13 protein-coding genes are annotated in these 18,391 nt (G+C 35.3%); 3 read left to right on the top strand and 10 right to left on the bottom strand.

The window, feature by feature from the left end:
• Nucleotides 1-109 precede the first annotated feature (109 nt).
• From J2Y60_RS01895 to J2Y60_RS01885, 3 genes are all read left to right on the top strand, one after another.
• Nucleotides 110-2,275, top strand: a complete 2,166-nt coding sequence (locus J2Y60_RS01895) for an FUSC family membrane protein (protein ID WP_309912295.1) — start codon at nucleotides 110-112, stop codon at nucleotides 2,273-2,275.
• A 344-nt stretch (nucleotides 2,276-2,619) separates the two neighbouring features.
• Nucleotides 2,620-5,796, top strand: coding sequence for a SusC/RagA family TonB-linked outer membrane protein (locus tag J2Y60_RS01890; protein ID WP_309912297.1), 3,177 nt, complete (start codon nucleotides 2,620-2,622; stop codon nucleotides 5,794-5,796).
• A 26-nt stretch (nucleotides 5,797-5,822) separates the two neighbouring features.
• Nucleotides 5,823-7,313 carry a RagB/SusD family nutrient uptake outer membrane protein gene (locus J2Y60_RS01885; protein ID WP_309912299.1) on the top strand — a complete coding sequence of 497 codons (1,491 nt, stop codon included), beginning with the start codon at nucleotides 5,823-5,825 and terminating at the stop codon, nucleotides 7,311-7,313.
• A 63-nt stretch (nucleotides 7,314-7,376) separates the two neighbouring features.
• Here J2Y60_RS01885 and J2Y60_RS01880 read toward each other — a convergent pair whose 3' ends face one another.
• The 10 genes from J2Y60_RS01880 to J2Y60_RS01835 form a co-directional block, all read right to left on the bottom strand.
• The gene (locus J2Y60_RS01880; RefSeq protein WP_309912301.1) at nucleotides 7,377-8,006 is read right to left on the bottom strand and encodes a DUF3137 domain-containing protein; all 630 of its coding nucleotides are present in this window, start codon (nucleotides 8,004-8,006) and stop codon (nucleotides 7,377-7,379) included.
• Nucleotides 8,007-8,095: 89 nt separating this feature from the next.
• Nucleotides 8,096-9,100 carry a Gfo/Idh/MocA family oxidoreductase gene (locus tag J2Y60_RS01875; protein ID WP_309912303.1) on the bottom strand — a complete coding sequence of 335 codons (1,005 nt, stop codon included), beginning with the start codon at nucleotides 9,098-9,100 and terminating at the stop codon, nucleotides 8,096-8,098.
• 116 nt (nucleotides 9,101-9,216) lie between these two features.
• Entirely contained in the window at nucleotides 9,217-10,302 is a 1,086-nt protein-coding gene (locus J2Y60_RS01870) for an aminotransferase class V-fold PLP-dependent enzyme (protein WP_309912305.1), read from the bottom strand.
• Nucleotides 10,295-10,948, bottom strand: a complete 654-nt coding sequence (locus tag J2Y60_RS01865; protein WP_309912307.1) for a DUF4276 family protein — start codon at nucleotides 10,946-10,948, stop codon at nucleotides 10,295-10,297. Before J2Y60_RS01865 ends, J2Y60_RS01870 begins: the two co-directional genes overlap by 8 nt.
• Entirely contained in the window at nucleotides 10,942-11,976 is a 1,035-nt protein-coding gene (locus J2Y60_RS01860; RefSeq protein ID WP_309912309.1) for an AAA family ATPase, read from the bottom strand. Before J2Y60_RS01860 ends, J2Y60_RS01865 begins: the two co-directional genes overlap by 7 nt.
• A gap of 67 nt (nucleotides 11,977-12,043) precedes the next feature.
• Nucleotides 12,044-13,957 carry a phosphoglycerate dehydrogenase gene (gene serA, locus J2Y60_RS01855; protein WP_309912311.1) on the bottom strand — a complete coding sequence of 638 codons (1,914 nt, stop codon included), beginning with the start codon at nucleotides 13,955-13,957 and terminating at the stop codon, nucleotides 12,044-12,046.
• A 49-nt stretch (nucleotides 13,958-14,006) separates the two neighbouring features.
• Complete coding sequence (locus J2Y60_RS01850) at nucleotides 14,007-14,984, bottom strand: alpha/beta fold hydrolase (RefSeq protein ID WP_309912313.1); 978 nt, start codon at nucleotides 14,982-14,984, stop codon at nucleotides 14,007-14,009.
• 151 nt (nucleotides 14,985-15,135) lie between these two features.
• Nucleotides 15,136-15,540 carry a hypothetical protein gene (locus tag J2Y60_RS01845; RefSeq protein ID WP_309912315.1) on the bottom strand — a complete coding sequence of 135 codons (405 nt, stop codon included), beginning with the start codon at nucleotides 15,538-15,540 and terminating at the stop codon, nucleotides 15,136-15,138.
• A gap of 157 nt (nucleotides 15,541-15,697) precedes the next feature.
• A complete protein-coding gene (locus J2Y60_RS01840; protein WP_309912317.1) occupies nucleotides 15,698-17,044 on the bottom strand; it encodes a M28 family peptidase in 1,347 nt (448 codons plus the stop codon).
• Nucleotides 17,045-17,245: 201 nt separating this feature from the next.
• Complete coding sequence (locus J2Y60_RS01835) at nucleotides 17,246-18,379, bottom strand: hypothetical protein (protein WP_309912319.1); 1,134 nt, start codon at nucleotides 18,377-18,379, stop codon at nucleotides 17,246-17,248.
• Nucleotides 18,380-18,391 lie beyond the last annotated feature (12 nt).

Here is an 18,391-nt window from a genome sequence, read left to right as displayed (position 1 = left end):
GACTTTAGGATTGTAGCATAAAAACGAAAAATAAGAGCCTTAGCATTATTTAATCGACTCTTTTAATGAAAAGCTACCACTCGCTAAATCACTTAATAAGTAGCAAGACATGACCTCAAAAACACAACAAACAACCAATGAAATCAAGAATTTTGTCTTGAGTTCCTACTTCGGTGACGGACTCAGAATTACTTTTGGTGCGTTGGTTCCTAGCTTAATTTTATCTCAGTTTGGTTTATTACAAATAGGCATTACGGTTTCCTTAGGTGCTTTATGTGCCAGTATTGCCGATACCCCCGGTCCTATTACCCATCGTCGCAATGCGATGTTGGTTACTACGCTCGTCGTTTCTATTGTCTCTTTACTCACAGGCTTCGCCAATATTTCCGTATACGCACTAGGCTTTATTATCCTAAGCTTTAGCTTTCTGTTTTCCATGCTATACGTATATGGAAACCGTATTGCATCCATTGGTACTGCGGCCTTGTTAGTCATGACGTTAGGCATTGGTGATATTCGTTCTATTACAGACATCCTACTCTACACAGCTTATATTGCAGGTGGAGGGTTGTGGTACTCTGCCCTCAGTATATCTTTGTATAAAATTATGCCTTATCGACTAGCCCAACAGTCATTAGGTGATTGCGTAATTGAGGTCTCTCATTTTATGAGAATCAAAGCAGGTTTTTATAAAGAAGGAATGGATTATGACGAGAATTATAAAAAACTACTAGAATGCCAAGTATTAGTGAATGAAAAGCAAAATGCTGTGCGTGATTTGCTTTTTAAAAGCCGAGAAATTGTTCGGGAGTCTACCCAACAAGGGCGTTTTTTAGTAATCGTTTTTGTAGATGTGATGGACTTGTTCGAACAAATTATGTCTACCTTTTATAGCTATCAAACCCTTCATAAACAATTTGATGAAATAGGTATTTTAAAACAATTTGAGGTTGTATTATTACACATGTCTGACCAATTAGAGGAGGTAGGATATGCGCTAAAAGCTGATGCAAAACCACAAATTTCGCTCCGCTTACCACGTGAAATCAGGGATTTAAAACTGGAAATTGAAGCCCTAGAAAGAGGAGAATACGGCAGTGAATTTAAAGAAACTGGTGTGCAGGCTTTAAAAAATATAGAAGTAAATGTTGAAAATATTTATCATAGAATCAAGAAAATCAACGGGCATTTTAAAGATAGAAAAGCAAGAAAACTTACAAAAAGTCAGACCCAATCAGCTTATTTTATCTCTCATGAAGAATATGACTTTGGTTTATTCAAAGAGAATCTCGCACTAAAATCAGAGATTTTTCGCCATGCTATCAGGGTGGCCGTCGTAATGCTGATTGGCTTTATCATTGCCCAGTCCTATAATTTTCTACATAGCAACTGGATTTTGCTGACGATTATGGTCATCATGAAACCAGCTTTTAGCTTAACCAAAGAACGAAATTATCACCGCTTGATTGGTACTATTATCGGTGCCATTGTAGGCATGAGTATCCTTGCTTGGGTGGAAGATGGTTCCGCACTTTTTGCTATCTTATTAATCTGCATGTTGGGTGCGTATAGCTTTCAACGTAAAAACTATGTAGTCAGTGTATTATTCATGACTCCGTTTATCCTGATTCTATACGATTTCCTAGGAATGGGAAGCAGAGCAATTTTCATTGAAAGAGTCTATGATACCATCATTGGCGGAAGTATCGCTTATGTAGCTAGCCATGTGTTCTTACCAAGCTGGGAACATCAGAAACTCAAAACAGTTTTGGTAGAAATGATTGAAGTCAATTTGGCCTATTATCATCAGGTAACTACCTATTATTTCGGACAACGATATGATAAAATTCCTTATAAAATTATTCGTAAAGAAGTATACGTTCGTAGTGCCAATTTAGCGTCTGCCTTCCAAAGGATGTTTTCAGAACCTAAAAGTAAACAACTAAGTATCAAAGAAGTACATAAATTCACTGTATTAAATCATTTGATGTCTTCGTACGTAGCAACGTTAGCATTGTATATAATGGAACATACGGGAGATATTCCTGCGATGGAAAAACTTAAAGAAATTGCTACGAATTCTGAAAAACTACTACACGAGTCAATGATGATATTAATCAATGAACAAAATGTCATCAATACTGACATGAAAATTTTGCCTTTGAAACATCATTTTAAAGAAGATGATGATACCCTTTTGATTGTAGAACAATTTATAGATTTGCAAAAAGTAGCCTTTGATATTTATAAAATTTCACAAAAAATAAAGGTTTAAAACGGCTAAAAGATGTTATTTTTCAATAAAACGTATAGTTAATACGTTACAAAAATACAGTCTAATTCTCTTCCAATTTATCAATATTTGTACACATTTAGATAATTTTTGCAAAGCAATTCAACTACTGATTAAAATTATCCAAGAAATTTAGAAACGTATATTATTCAAGAAAATATTGGTTAAAAAAGACCATTATTATGCCTTTTTTAAGAAAAAATTAAATTTCAACCCTTATTTCTGTCTTTTGTCATATTTTCACTTGCATTTTATAATAATTTATTAATAAGTTTGTCCTTTGTTTCATCAAAATAATTTATCAACAACTAAAACACAGACAAACTATGAGTAAGTCTTTACGAAGTTTCATCGTATTGTTCATCTTCTTGTTGACTAGTGGCTACGTATATAGCCAAGAAATCAGAGTCAAAGGAGTTGTAACCTCAAAAGAAGACGGGTCTTTTCTCCCGGGAGTAAGCATTTTAGTAAAAGGAACTACAAAAGGTACAGTTACCGACAAAGAAGGTAAATTTACCATTGCTGTTCCAGGCGGTTCAGCCAAACTTTTAATCAGTTCGGTAGGTTTTGTAAAAACAGAAGTAGCTATTGAGGGCAGAAATGTTATCAATGTTAGCTTAGAGTCTGACGCTGCTCTACTAAACGAAGTTTTAGTAGTAGGTTATGGTACTGTTAACAAAACGATGCACGTTGGTTCTTCAGCTCAAATCAAAGCGGGCGACATTGAAAAAAGACCAGTTTCCAACGCTCTGAATGCCTTGATTGGTGTTGCACCAGGGGTTCAAACAACAATGGGTAGTGGTGCTCCAGGTTCTGCTCCAGCAATTCGCGTAAGAGGTTTTGGTTCTATCTCAGCCTCTAACTCAGCTCTTTATGTTGTTGATGGTGTTCCTTTTGATGCTTCAACAGCAACATTAAACCCTGATGATATTGAAACAATGTCAGTATTGAAAGATGCTTCTACAACTGCTATTTATGGTTCAAGAGGTTCAAACGGGGTAATCATGATTACTACTAAAAAAGGTAAAGTAGGTCGTAGTAACTTCAGCGCAAACGTTTCTGCGGGTATTATCTCAAGAGGATTGCCAGAATATGAAACAGTGAGTGCACAACAATATTACCCGTTGATGTGGGAGGTATATCGCAACACATTAGTGTACGGTTCTGCAAAAGTCCCATTAGCTGATGCTAGTAGTATTGCTTCAGGTTTAACTACTACTTACGGTGGTAAATCATATTCAGGTATTGCTGATTTACTCGCTTATAATCCATTTAATGTTGCTAAAAATCAAATTGTTGATGTAAATGGCGTATTAAATCCTAATGCACAGTTATTATATCCAGAAGATTTAGACTGGGCTAAGGCTATTCAACAAGGAGGAAAAAGCAGACGTAACTATAACATCAACTATGATGGAGGAACTGCTAAGTCTGACTACTTCGTATCATTGGGTTATACGAAAGAAGAAGGTTATTTATTGAAATCAGATTTCGAAAGAATCACAGGTCGTGTAAGTGTAAATACAGAAGCTACTAAATGGCTTAAAACTGGATTAAACTTAAATGGTAGCTATAGCCGTTCAAATCTTGATGCAGCGGCAGATGGTGGAACAGGTTTTGTTAACCCATTCTATTATTCGCGTTTTATTGCTCCTATCTATCCTGTTTACAAACATGGAGCTGATGGTTCATATACATTAGATGCAAACGGAAACAAAATCTATGATATGGGTGATGTAAGGCCTTTTTCAAGTGGTCGTCATGCTATCTGGGAAAATGAATTAAACAATCGTAACCAAATTCGTGGAACGATTGGTGCAAGAACCCATGCAACAATTACAATTCTACCAAGTTTAAAAGCAACTACTAACTTGAGCTTTGACTTACAGGACACTCATTACCGTACGTATGACAACCCTATCGTTGGTGACGGTGCTCCGGCTGGTCGTTCAAGCCATTATCTTTATCGTACAACAAGCTCTACTTGGAACCAATTGTTAGAATTTGACAAAACGTTTGGTAAACACCATGTAAACTTGCTTGGTGGTCATGAAAACTATTCATATAAATACAACTATTTATATGGTGGTAGATCAGGTATTATTGTTGATGGGATTACTGAACTTGCCAACTTTGCAACAGTACTTGGTGTGAGTTCATATGAAGATAACTATGGTATCGAAAGTTACTTTACTCGTCTTAATTATGATTTCGACGGTAAATATATCTTAAATGCTTCTTTGAGAAGAGATGGTAACTCTCGTTTTGCTAAAGATGTGAGATGGGCTAACTTCTGGTCATTAGGTGGTGCATATAATATTGAAAAAGAAGACTTCTTCGATGTATCATGGGTTAATCAATTGAAACTTAGAGCGTCTTATGGTATTGTTGGTAATGACGGAGGTTTAGGATATTATCCTTACCAAGCTTTATATAACTTAGGTAGAAACAACAATGCTGAACCAGGTTTTATCCAAGGTTCAATTGCTAATAATAGCCTTACTTGGGAATCTTCTAACAATTTTGACCTAGGTGTTGATTTCAGCGTGCTCAAAGGTAAATTATCAGGTACTGCTGAATACTTCAACCGTGAAACTTCAGGCTTGATTTTCAGTGTGCCTTTAGCGTTATCAAATGGTGGTACAACTTCTGGAGGATTTACAGTTAACCAAAACATTGGTAATCTTTACAATAGAGGTTTTGAACTACAATTGGTTGGTGATATTTATAAGAAGGGAGATTTTAGTTATTCAACAACATTGAACTTAACTACTTTCACAAACAAAATCACTAAAATGCCAGATAACCAAGCTTTGATTATTTCAGGTTCGAAAGCATACAGCGTTGGTCACTCTATTTATGACTTCTACATGCGTGAGTTCTACGGTGTAGATAAAGAAACAGGGACTTCTCTTTATAAAACAAATATCTTAACAACCAACGGAAAAGTAATTGGTACTGATACTGTTACTACAGTTCTTTCAGAAGCTAACTTGCGTTATACAGGATATTCTTCAATTCCTGATTTCTATGGTTCGATGTCACATAACTTATCTTACAAAAACTTCTCATTAGGTGTACAATTCACATTCCAAGTAGGTGGTAAAGTATATGACAGTGCTTATCAATCGTTAATGCATGGAGGTTCTTACGGAACAGCAATGCACGTAGATGCGTTGAATCGTTGGCAAAAATCTGGGGACAATACTTCAGTTCCTCGTTTTGATAACGGAAACATCACTAACTTGACAGGTACAAGTACTAGATATTTAACAGATGCATCTTACTTACAATTAAATAATGTTACCCTAAACTACAAATTGCCTACTTCTGTATTGGCTGCAATTGGTGCAAAAGAAGCTAGTATTTATTTCGCTGGCGAAAACTTAGCACTTTTCTCAGCTAGAAAAGGTATGAACGTTTCTGGTTCTTTCAACGGAACGGTAGACAACACTTACAACTTTAACCGTGTAATGTCTATAGGAGCAAAAATCAAATTTTAATTAGGTACTGATCTAAAAAAATAAAGATGAAAAATATTATAAAAAATGGAGTATTAGGACTAATCGCATTGATGTCCTTCTCCGCTTGTGAAGATAATTATCTTGAAACAGCCCCTACAGACCAAGTTGCTACAGTAGATGCTTTTAGTACAACTAAAAATGCTTGGGCTGCATTAAACGGTATTCACCGATTAATGTATTCACAGATTTTCTCTGTACAAGCACAAGGTGGACAGTCGGGTAATATGCTGTATATTGATATTCTAGGTGAAGATCTTGTATTTCCAAACGTTTCTAACAATTGGTTGAGATCTGAATATCAGTGGATTAGTCATAGAACAGCAACAAGTTCTATTTCTTACTATAATTATACATTCTACTATATGATTATTGGTAATGCCAATATGATTATTGCGAATGTTGACAAAGCTTCAGGTTCTGACGCTGATAAAAAAGCTATCAAAGCTGAAGCATTGACATACAGAGCATGGGCGTATTTCCAAATGGTTCAATTATTTGGTGAAAGATTCGTAGCGGGTGCTGCTAACAGCGGTCTAGGTGTACCTTTAGTACTTACTCCTGGTACTACTGCAACACCACGTAGCACTGTAGCAGAAGTTTATACTCAAATAAACAAGGATATCGACGAAGCCATTACTTTATTTACAGGTTATACTCGTCTAGATAAATCTCATTTTAATGCTAATGTTGCAAAAGGAATTAAAGCTCGTATTGCTTTAACACAGCAAGATTATACGACGGCAGTTGCTATGGCTAAAGATGCAAGAGCATCGTTCACTTTGATGTCAAACACAGACTATCTAGGTGGTTTCAACAACTATTCAAATGGTGAATGGATGTGGGCATCAAGAATTGTAGCTGACCAAACGAATTATTTCTATTCGTTCTTTGCTTATATGTCTAACAACTATAGCTCAACTGCAATTAGATCAACACCAAAAGTGATGTACTCTGTATTGTATGATAAAATTTCAGCAACAGACGTAAGAAAGAAACTTTGGGATCCAACAGGAACTAATACTACAGATTTCCCATTGCCAGCATCAACTTTCCAACGTTATAAATACCACCCTAAAAAATTCAGAGTGGCTGACGTAAACTTAAGTATTGGTGACGTACCATACATGAGAGCAGCAGAAATGTATTTGATTGAAGCAGAAGCATTAGCTCGTCAAGGAAACAATGCTGGAGCTGCGGATGCTTTATACACTTTGGCTGTAAATCGTGATCCTAAATACACTAAATCTACGAAGACAGGTGCAGATTTAATTGAAGAAATCATGGTACAACGTCGTGTAGAACTTTGGGGTGAAGGTTTCCGTTTCTATGACTTAAAAAGAACTAACAGTTCTTTAAATAGAAATGGCGGTAACCACAACGTTTCATATACAAACGGTGTAATGGATGTTCCGGCAGGAGATAAAAGATGGCAGTTCTTACTTCCTCAGGATGAAATCAACAACACTAACGGTCTTGTTGTACAAAATCCTCAGTAATTTTGAATACTCATTAAAACAAAAACAGGGTGCTCATTGGGCACCCTGTTTTGTTTTTTCTCATTACTTCAATTCTATTTCGGGGCGAGTTTCATAAGCTGAACCAATTTCACAAAGTCTATCCATGATTTCAGCAAAAAGTTTAAACATGATTTTTAGTTGTTCAATATCCTTGAGAATACCCATCACTTCTAAATAAAGCTCATCTACTCCTTCAGGGAAATGTTGTCCAAAATACCCTTCATCATCTTTAACACTAACTTGAAATAGTGATAAATCTGATAGTGCTAGAAAATCTTTTTTGATACTTTCATCCTTAAACAATGCTTTGATTTGCTCTGAATTTTCACTTTTTAATATAAAGACGTTATCAAAAATTTCATCTTCAATCTCAATATCTTGCATACCAAAGTATTTAGCTATATCATTAAAAAAACCTTCTTTGAAAATCTTGAAACGAAAATCATCTTTATTGACATAAGCACAACGCATTCTAGTATAAGGCGTAGAACTTTTGCCTGTTGAACGATGAAAGACATCTAAGACTATCGTCCAGTTTTTATGTTCTAACACTACCTTAGAATCATCTATCAAGAAACTCTTCTTCTTGATATAATGTGCATTAATTTCTTGTTCTAATTGTACCCAGACTTCTTCTTTACTAGGTCCGAAAATATTTCTTAATAATCCCATGTTAAATTTTAGTTAGCACCAATAAAAAACCTCCATGAAAATGAGCATTTTTCATGGAGGTTTTTACATAAATGTGATGAATAGTAGTATTAAGACTCCTGTGGATATTTTAATCCAATTTGACTTCTAATTTCGCACATTAATTCCATCAATTCTAAACTAAATTGTAAAGGAAGTCGGTCGTTTTCTATTCTTCCTTCTGTTAAACAACGTTGTACGTCAATGGCTTCATAGCTATATCCCCAGCCGTTTCTTTCTGTCGAGAATACTTGTGGTTCTTCATTAGCTAATTCCAACGTAAAGCCAAATGTCTCATGAAAACGACCCGAAATAAATATCTTGCCTTTTGTGCCATATATCGTACAAGTAGTATCCGTTTTAGCAGCCAAAGTAGAAAACAAGGAGGCTGTAGCACCATTTGGGAAAGCTAAGGCAACTGAGCAATTCATATCTACACCGGTCGGTGCAAAAGTAGCAACTGCTTTTACCTGCGAGGGTTTACCCAATAACAACTTACTAATAAACAAAGGATAAATACCAATGTCGTATAAAGAACCACCTGTCAGTGCTGGGTTGAACAAACGTGCAGTTTCATCATAATTAGCTAAAAAGCCAAAGTCAGCTACAATATGTTTGATTTCGCCTATTGTACCCGCTTTAATAATGTCTTCAATTTGATTAATGGCAGGATGAAACCTAGTCCAGATAGCCTCCATCAAGAAAAGCTTTTTTTCTTGCGATTTAGCAATCATTTCTTGTACCATTTGTGTACTAATGGCAAAAGCTTTTTCGCACAGAACAGGTATCCCCGCCTCTAAACAAAGCAAGGTATTGGCATGATGCTGTGCATGAGGCGTAGCAATATAAACTACATCAATCAAACCACTTTTAAGCATTTCTTCATAACTACCAAAAGCATGGTGGGTATTATATTTTGCACCAAAATCTTTGGCTCTTGCTAAATCACGCGAAGCTACAGCATGTAAAGTAGCATTAGGAACATAAGCGACCAAATCGTCAGCAAATTTTTCGGCTATTTTTCCACAACCGATAATTCCCCAACGAAAGGTATAAGTTTGAGCGACTGAATCCATTGAATAATAGTATTTGGGGTTTGATTGAAAATTGATATATTATAAAAATGTCTTACTCAAAAGGAAGGTCTATAAAACGATAAAGTCTTTGAATGTATTCAAAGACTTTATCGTTTTTATACTTTAGTTTTCATGACTTCAATGAGGGCTTCTACTTGTCCAATATTCACTGCCGCAAAATTGGCAATTCTTAATTGAGAAGTTTTGAAATCGCCATAACCAGAACCTATCACAAAATTAGCCTCCGCCTGCACTTCTTTAATAATATCAGCAGCAGACTTACCTTTTACATTTACTACGATAACCGTCTGCGAACGGTGCTCAGGATTTTTAACGAAAACTTCTAAAGATTCAGCTTTTTCTGCAAAATTATACAATAGCTTTGCTTTCTTCTCGGTCTCTTTTCTGATAGTTTCGATACCGATTTTATTCATATCTTCTGCTACTTTCCCCAACACATAAATAGCCATTACATTAGGCGTTTCAGGTGTTTCAAATTTCTCAAAATTCTTGAATAGAGAAGGCAAACTATGATAAGTACCGATTTGATTTTCATGCGTTTTCATACGGTTAGCCTTTTCAAGCATAGCAGGGTTGACAATCCAACAGCCTAAACCAGCGGGCATTCCGAATGATTTCTGTACAGAAAATAAAGCGGTATCAATAATATTAAAATCTAGTTCAGGATACGGTGCCGAAGAAACCATATCTACTGCCAAAAACTTATCCTTATTAGCACGTTTCAATTTATGAATTTCGGCTGGACGCATTTGTACTCCCGAAGCTGTTTCATTAGCAGTAGTACAGATTAATTCAGCATATTCAGGAACAGTAATTTCCGAATAATCAAACCCTTCACCAAAAGGTTTTTCATGCTTATGAGCATACTTATTTAATTCTTTCGAGAAATCGAAAAACTTCTTTGAAAACGAACCATTTACTAAATGAAAGCTTTCATGTTCAACGGTATTTTGAATAACTCTTTCCCAAATTTCGGTAGCTGAACCCGTAAAAAAGATTCCATTTGATTCAGGAATATTCATCAAAATACGCAACTGCTCAACTGTATGCTGATAAATACTACGAAATTGAGCAGAACGATGTGAAATTGACCCTAATTGCAGGTCAAAGGCATCTTTATAATGTTGTTCAACAGTAGGGAATAATTCGGCTGGGCCGGGGGTAAAGTATGTTTTACGCATCTATGGTTAAATCGTTAATCTTGTTCAGTAAATTATTGACATCAGCAAATTGCCTTCTTAACTCATTAATATCAAGTTGTTCTATCAAAAGATAGGAATTCTTTAATTTTCCGTATTTGACTTTCTTTATCTTCCCTCCTCTTTCATCTTGATAATATTCTAGTAAGAGTGAATTTAGTACTTTATCTGGTTGACTAATACTTTGTGGCAATAGCCCTTTTAAGAGTTCATTTTCAGCAATAGGCAAATCTATTATTTTATCATAAGAAACAAACGTTTTTTCTATGGCATCAGGTTGAGACAAAATCCAACCTTCCATTGTTTGAATCATAAAAAATACAAAATCTCTATATTCTTCCAATCCGTATTGAACGATTCTAGTATCTCTTTGACTTTCATCTCCATCTAAATCCAAAAGAGCTAAAGTATTGGAACTTACTTCTTTTCCAGATTTAATAGCTTTTATAACACTAGTATAAGAAGCCTTTGTATCAATTTCAATCCGTATCTTATCTGTGTTATTTAATCCTCTAGATAATAATTGATGAAAGCTCTCTCGAAGTCTTTCACTATTATCAAAAGTATCGGCGCTGGCATTACTATTAGGATGAACGCCACCTTCTAATAAAATGCTTACTTCTACCATCGCGTTCCACCGATTTTACCTCTTAACCACATTTGTCCAGCTAAAAAATCACCCTCCCATTCTGGAAAATCCTCCTCTGAAACTTTTTTTACAATCGTTTCATTAGTATCATTTTTCTCAAAAATCATCAAATCTTCTAATTCAAAAGCATTTAATAATAAAGGCGAATGTGTAGCAATAATCATTTGCGTACCATTTTCTGCGGCATACTTGATGCCTCTGGCAATGCCATTAATCATATCGGGGTGTAACCCCATTTCTGGTTCATCAAGACAAATAACACTTCCTCTTTTCGGATTATAAAAGATTGAAAGCAACAGCAAATATCTCAAAGTTCCATCCGAAATATGTTCAATAGTAATCGCTCTATCTAAATTTTTCTCTTTCAGTGAAAGTAAGCTTTTTCCAGCTACTGGTGTGGTAAAAACGAGTTCTCTGAAATTTTGATTTATCTTTTTAAATTCTTCTAAAAGTTTATCAAAAGCTTTTACTGAATTCCCATTCAAATAGCTCAATAAAGCTGTTAGATTTTTGCCGTCGCTTAAAAGATTTTCTTCTGAATAATATGGCGATAATTGACGAATTGAGCTTTCAAAAGAAGTATCAAAATAGTCGTATATTTCTATTCCTTCTAATAACTTATCCGTAAACTCCAAAGTAGTATCCCTTTCCAAAATATCATAAGAACTTCCAACTTTTTTTATTGTAAAATCAATATGTAAATCATTCTTGACGAAATCATTGATTAAGGTCTTTACAACTTTTTTATCAAACTCATAATGTAAGTAAATCGCAGAAGCATCGGGATGTATAAAATTACAAGCACCAGAAAAGCCCCCCCATTTTTGCATAAATAACTTTTCAAATTCATTTGCACTCAAATAAGCCTTCAACAATCGTATCGCCTTAATGAAATTTGATTTTCCTGTTCCGTTAATTCCAACAAGAACATTGGTATCAGCATTCAATTCGATTGTTTGTTCAGAGCCAAAGCTAAAGAAATTTTGAATCGTTATTTTCTTAATCATGCTTTATTGATGGGTATAAATAATTTGTGCCACTTCCGCGGCACAAATATAAACTGTTTTGAGCATCTTAATACAACATTCTAAACTTAATCGTGTTGTCAATTCCTTTTAATTCTTCAACAATTTCGTCAGCATATTCTTTTGAAATATCTGTAATTACATAACCGATTTCAGTGGTAGTTTTCAGATATTGTCCTTGTATATTGACATTGTATTTAGCAAATATATTGTTGATTTTCGCCAAAATACCCGGTACATTCTGGTGAATATGTAACAAACGGTGTGCATTTTCTAACGCTGGTAATTGCAACTCTGGGAAATTCACTGAACCATACGTACTTCCGTTGTTCATAAATTGCAATAACTTACTCGGTACAAACTCACCGATGTTAGCTTGTGCTTCTTCTGTTGAACCTCCAACGTGTGGCGTCAGAATTACTCTTGGCAAACCACGCAATTCGTTTACAAATGCTTCGTCGTTAGTTTTTGGTTCATAAGGGAAAACGTCCACTGCTGCACCCCAAACTTTTCCAGATTTCAAGGCATTTACTAAAGCAGGTATTTCAACAACGTGTCCACGAGAAAGGTTGATGAAAATTACATTATCTTTCATCATTTCAAATTCCTTCTCTCCTATGATGTTCGCATTTGTTTTGCGTCCATCCACATGCATTGAAATAAAATCAGAAATATTTAAAAGCTCTTCTAAGGTCTTGCATTTTTTAGCATTTCCCAAAGCTAATTTATCTACGGCATCGTAGAAATATACTTGCATACCCATTGCTTCTGCAATAACAGAAAGCTGTGTACCGATACTTCCGTAACCTACTAAGCCTAGTTTTTTACCTCTGATTTCATAAGAATTTTTAGCTGATTTATCCCAAATGCCTTCGTGCATTTTGTTTGATTTTGTCAATAAATCACGCGTAAGGATAATCATTTCGCCAATAGCCATTTCTACTACCGAACGAGTATTTGAGTAGGGAGCATTGAATACTGCAATACCACGGCGTTCGCATTCGTCCAAATTGATTTGGTTTGTTCCGATACAGAAAGCACCAACTGTCATCAAACGGCTCGCATTAGGGTGTTCTAAGACTCTTTTTGTCAAGTTAGTTTTAGAACGTAAGCCCAAAATAGAAACACCTTTAATTTTCTCGATTAATTCATCTTCGTCTAAAGCCCCTTTCAATAATTCTACTTGAAACCCTTCAATTTTAAAAGCCTCAACAGCCTTCGGATGTACATTTTCTAGCAAAAGTACTTTGATTTTAGATTTTGGATAAGATTGTGAGCGCGTAAGACCATTGATATATAAAAACTCATCAAAAGACGCCACTACTTCATCCGCTTTATCAGTTACTTTTTGACGTTCTACGTTTTCTGTAAAAGCAAAAAATTTAGAAGCAAAACCAGCTTCACGCATTTCATAGTCTGTATAACCATCTCCGATTGCATAAATCTCTCCTTCTAATTTCAAGTCTTCCAACAACTTTACTTTACCTTTATCTTGTGATAAAAGGTTCGTAGCATCATAACCAGTGATATTTCCATCAGCATCATAAGTGAAGGTATTAGCATATACATTCTCCGCTAAAATACCTACTTGAGTAGCTACTGGAACGATAAAATCCTTAAATCCTGAAGAAACTATATAAATATTAGCAGCGTTTTCACGAATAAAAGTTTCATTTCTAAGAAATGAATCAGAGATTTTTCCTTTCAAAAACTCAATTAAAGTAGCCACGTGGTCACTGTTTGCAGGCAAAAGGTTTATTCTCGCTTTAAGCGAATCGGCAAAACCGATTTCTCCAAGCATACCTTTATCAGTAATGGCTTTGATTTCTCCTACAATTTTATCTTGGTCTTTATGACCAGTCAAAGCAATTGCAGCTAATTCATCTAATCCTTCAACTTTTGTGAAGGTACTGTCAAAATCAATGACGTAATTTATTTTTTGTTCGACTGTTTTGGTAATCATATTGTCCTTAACTACCGATTTTGGGCAGTTTATCTTGATTGTTTTAAATCTAATTATTACTTATCCACTCTAAAGCTCTTTTTTCTGACCATAAGGTTCCTTGATAATTATCTTGATAAAATCCACAATGCCCTCCGTCTTTAGGGGCTTGGAAAAATACTTGTTCTAAAGAATTAGCCTTTTCAAAAGGGAAACATGCCTTTGATAAAAAAGGGTCATTCTGAGCATTAATAATTAATGTTGGAATCTGGATTTTGTCCAAGAAGTACAAGGAACTATTACGCTCGTAATAGTCTTCTGCGTCTTGGAAACCATGTAGTTGTGAAGTGTAACAATCATCGAAATCTTTTAATGTTTTGATTTTCGAGATGTTTGAAGTTTGTATTTGATCTGGAAAAAGTTTTGCCTTTTCCAAGATTTTCTTTTTCAAGGAATCATTAAATCGTTTGGTATAAAGCCACCCGATTGTCTGACTACTGCTTGAGAGGTGCAAAGGTACAGAAAATGTAACTGCTTTTTTGATTTTTGAAGACAGTTTTTCTGATTGTTCGCCTAAATATTTTAGCGTGAGATTCCCCCCTAAACTAAATCCTATTAAATAAACCTCTTCGTAACCTTTCTGAATAGCACATTTTATCACTAAATCAAGGTCATCGGTAGCACCACTGTGATAAAGCCGAGTAGTTTTATTGAGCTCGCCCGAGCAACTTCTGAAATTCCATGCCAAACAATCAAATCCATTTTGTGTAAAGATTTGCACCATTCCTGTAATGTATTGCCTGCTAGAATCGCCTTCTAAACCATGCGATAGCACAACAAGTTTTTTACTAGCCTTGTCTGTTGTAGCATTTTTCAGGTGAGCTTTCGCCCAATCTAAATCCAAGAAATCGTTGTCGGGAGTAATAATTCTTTCACGCAGATAGTTTACAGTTTTAATTTTACGAAAAACTGAAGGGAAAATAGTCTGTGAGTGACCATTAGGTAGCCAAAAAGGAGCTTGATAATCAGCGTGTTTAATGATTGGCATAAATTTTAAAATTATCCCTTGAAATTACATTGAATCTTTGATAGGTTTAATAATTATCCTAAAAATCAATGTTTTTTCATGGAATAATTAAATAGTGAGCAATAAAACCATTGCTCACTATCTATTTAGCATGATTAATACGCTTAATCAATCATTCTTTTTTAGTCTTTAATTCATTGTAGCCACGCTTGTCGCTTACATTATTCTTTTCTGAATGTTCGATACTTTGTTTCTTAACTTCCTCAGAACTAGGTTTTTCATCATCATTAGCAACAGGTTGTTGAATAACGGTTGGCTTTTGCGTTTGTGGCCTAGCTTCATCTGGATTACTCAAAGGCTTTTGATTACCCGTTTCTATGGTCGTAGTTCTGGGTATAGCCTTAGGCACAGCATATATCTGAGGGGAATTGGCATGGCGCACGGCTTCGCCCAGAGGGCCATCCCATGTTTTTTCTTCTTCCTCAACAATTACTTTATTGGGCGTTTCTCCTCCATTTTTTTCAACTTTTGAAAGAGCCTCCTTTTTCTTTGTACTGTGTTTTTGTTGATTTTCCATAAGTTCCATTATTTTATATAGTTATAGTTTAATAAAAAACTATTCCATATAATTTTGGAGTACTGAAAAAGTTCAAAAACGAGCCAATTTGAGGTATCCTCTGACACTGAGGAATGAATTACCCATCTTCAATCGTCAGATAACCAATCAATAAAACCTACATGCCCACTTTCGGTAAAAGTGGTAAGCTTTCGTTCCCATCCTCTCCTACTGCTTGTACAGCAAAGAAATAATGGTCTTTAGAATAAGGTAAGTTGATACCATTCTTAGTAGTAAATATTTTCTTTTGCCAGAAAGGTTGATAAGTTTCCCGTATCAACACATAATAACCTTTTACTTTTCCTGTTTTGGGAGTCTGCCAAAACAGTGTCGTTGAATTAGTCAAGTTTTTAGTATCTATCGTCAAGTTTTGAACCATTGCTGGTGCTTTGGCTAAATTCGAAAGCGTAGCCAGATTCATCGCTGTGTTTTTCCTGAGGTATTCAAAATCCATGAACTCAGGTAAATCTCCATACTGAATACCTTTGTCCGTTCTTAAATCTTGGTGTTGGTGTTCAAAATTTTCATTCATCTCCGTTACTCTTACCGCAGGGAAACCACGGTTAACAAATGGAGTATGGTCTCCTCCGCGTAAAAATCTATCATTACGATATACCATTACTACCTCTAAATTATCCACATAACGTTCCCCAATTTCTTTGGCATAACGAGCCAACTGTCTGGCTTTTCCGTCGTTTTCTTGCCCCATATTACGGATGCTTGTTGCTTTTTTATCTATTTCAAAAGCAGGTAACCCTTCGCTAAAAATCCTTACACGAGTATTATCAATAATTCTGGTATCGCTACTGTTGTTTGACCCTACAATATCATTGTTCATAATGCCTTCAATATTCCATTTTTCATCAAAGGCTTTTTGTGATAAATAGTCCGCTCCTAAAAGCCCTTGTTCTTCCCCACTTACTACCAGAAAAATTATCGTTGCAGAGAATTTAGCTTTAGACATCACCCTTGCTAATTCTATTACTGTCGCTGTTCCTGAACCATCATCATTTGCCCCTGGTGCTTCCGATTCACGATTCATCACATTGGATACCCTACTATCAATGTGTCCAGAAACTAAAAAGATACGGTCATCATTCGGGTCGGTTCCTTTTAATATTCCCATTACATTGCCCATGTCTTGGTCTTTATCTACTCGTTTCCCATCTGGTTTCAACACCCATGAATCTATTTTGGCTGTCATTCTACCTTCAGATTGCTTAGCAAATTCTTGAAAACGACTTAACACCCAGTTTCTAGCAGCACCAATACCCCTTTTAGGCTCGGTAATAGTGCTTAGCGTATGGCGTGTGCCAAAGCTTACCAACTTATTAATATGGGCTTTTAAGCTATCGGCATTTACTTCTGAAACCATTTGTTCAATCACGGGGTCGCGCTGAACAATTTTCTGAGCCGAAACTTGAAAACCGAGCAATGTCAATACGATAAAGGTAGTTTTTTTCATATTAGATGAAATTTGATTTTAGTATTTGATGAAAATTGAAGTTACAAATTATGCCTGATAAATTTCAGTCGCCCTAAGAGTTTTCGCTAAGATTGTATCTTGTGGGGCTTAAATTCAGTTTTGTAGGGATTTCAATACTTAATAGGCTAAAAACAAAGAAGCCCTCGTTTATCACGAAGGCTTCCTAAAGCGTTATTACAATTAGTAATTATACACCGTTTTTATTTTGAACAAATGATTATTGTTTGTGTATGTTTTGAAGCTTTTTTCAAATTCAGTCGGGTATCCATTGGCATCGTACTTGTATTCAAACTTATAGGGAATATTTGAAGGAATACTACCCGAAAATGCTTTGTCTAATTTGATGTTATTATTCTTTGAAAGGTTTGTCAAAAACAAGCTATACAAATTCATTTGAGCATAAGGGTTAATATTTGAATCATACTCATATTTGCCACTTTCGCTACCGCCAGTACTACCGTTGGCGATATCTTCAACGATGTTTCCGTTTTTATACTTTATCGCATAGCTCATTTTAGCACCATTATCAAAAGCATATTCAGCTGTTATATTTTCAATACCATTTGATAAGTTGTATTTGAAATTAGCAATTACCGTTTGGTCGTATTTCTTTTCATTGATGGTAGCAACCTTGCCATTGGCATTATAAGTCAATATTGACGAGCCAAACGCTTTATTATCAGCTTCAAAATATTCTACTTTAGTCAATAAGCCTTTATCATCATACGTATAAACGGTTTTGTAGGTCATTACCAAAACAGATGTTGAAGCATCAGCGAGATAATAGTCTATTTGTTTCAATAAGCCCGATGCATAATACGAATAATTAGTTTTTGAATAAGGTTTCACTACACCACCTACTTCTATAGTGGCCTCTTCAGAATTTAATTGCTTTTTGGTAGTTTTGCCTCCAAAACTAATTACATCTCCTTCTTTGAGTTGCTCTTTAGTAAAAGTCAATTCATTACTAATACCCCATTTCAAAAATTTGAACCTGAATTTCAGATGGGCTTTAGTTAAATACACTTTACTTTTACCTGCTCCGATTTCTACTTGTTTTTCATAAGCTACATTGTTTTTATCCCAAGAGGTAACAATGATGTTGGCTGATGTACTATCATAGGCAATAGAACCAACTTCCATTTTAGCACTGATATTTACTGAGAAAAGGCTATCGGAAGGATTAGTTGTGGTTGGAACAGTAGGATTGTTCGGGTGTGGTTTAGAGACAATTTCTAATTCGTTTTGTTGACAGGAACTAAAAATTAAGGCAAAGGCAAACATTGCCACTGATAAAAAAGAATACTTTTTCATGATAATTTGAAT

The organism is Arcicella sp. BE140, assembly GCF_031456255.1.
Classification (GTDB): domain Bacteria; phylum Bacteroidota; class Bacteroidia; order Cytophagales; family Spirosomataceae; genus Arcicella; species Arcicella aquatica.
This window is presented reverse-complemented; position numbering and strand designations above follow the sequence as displayed.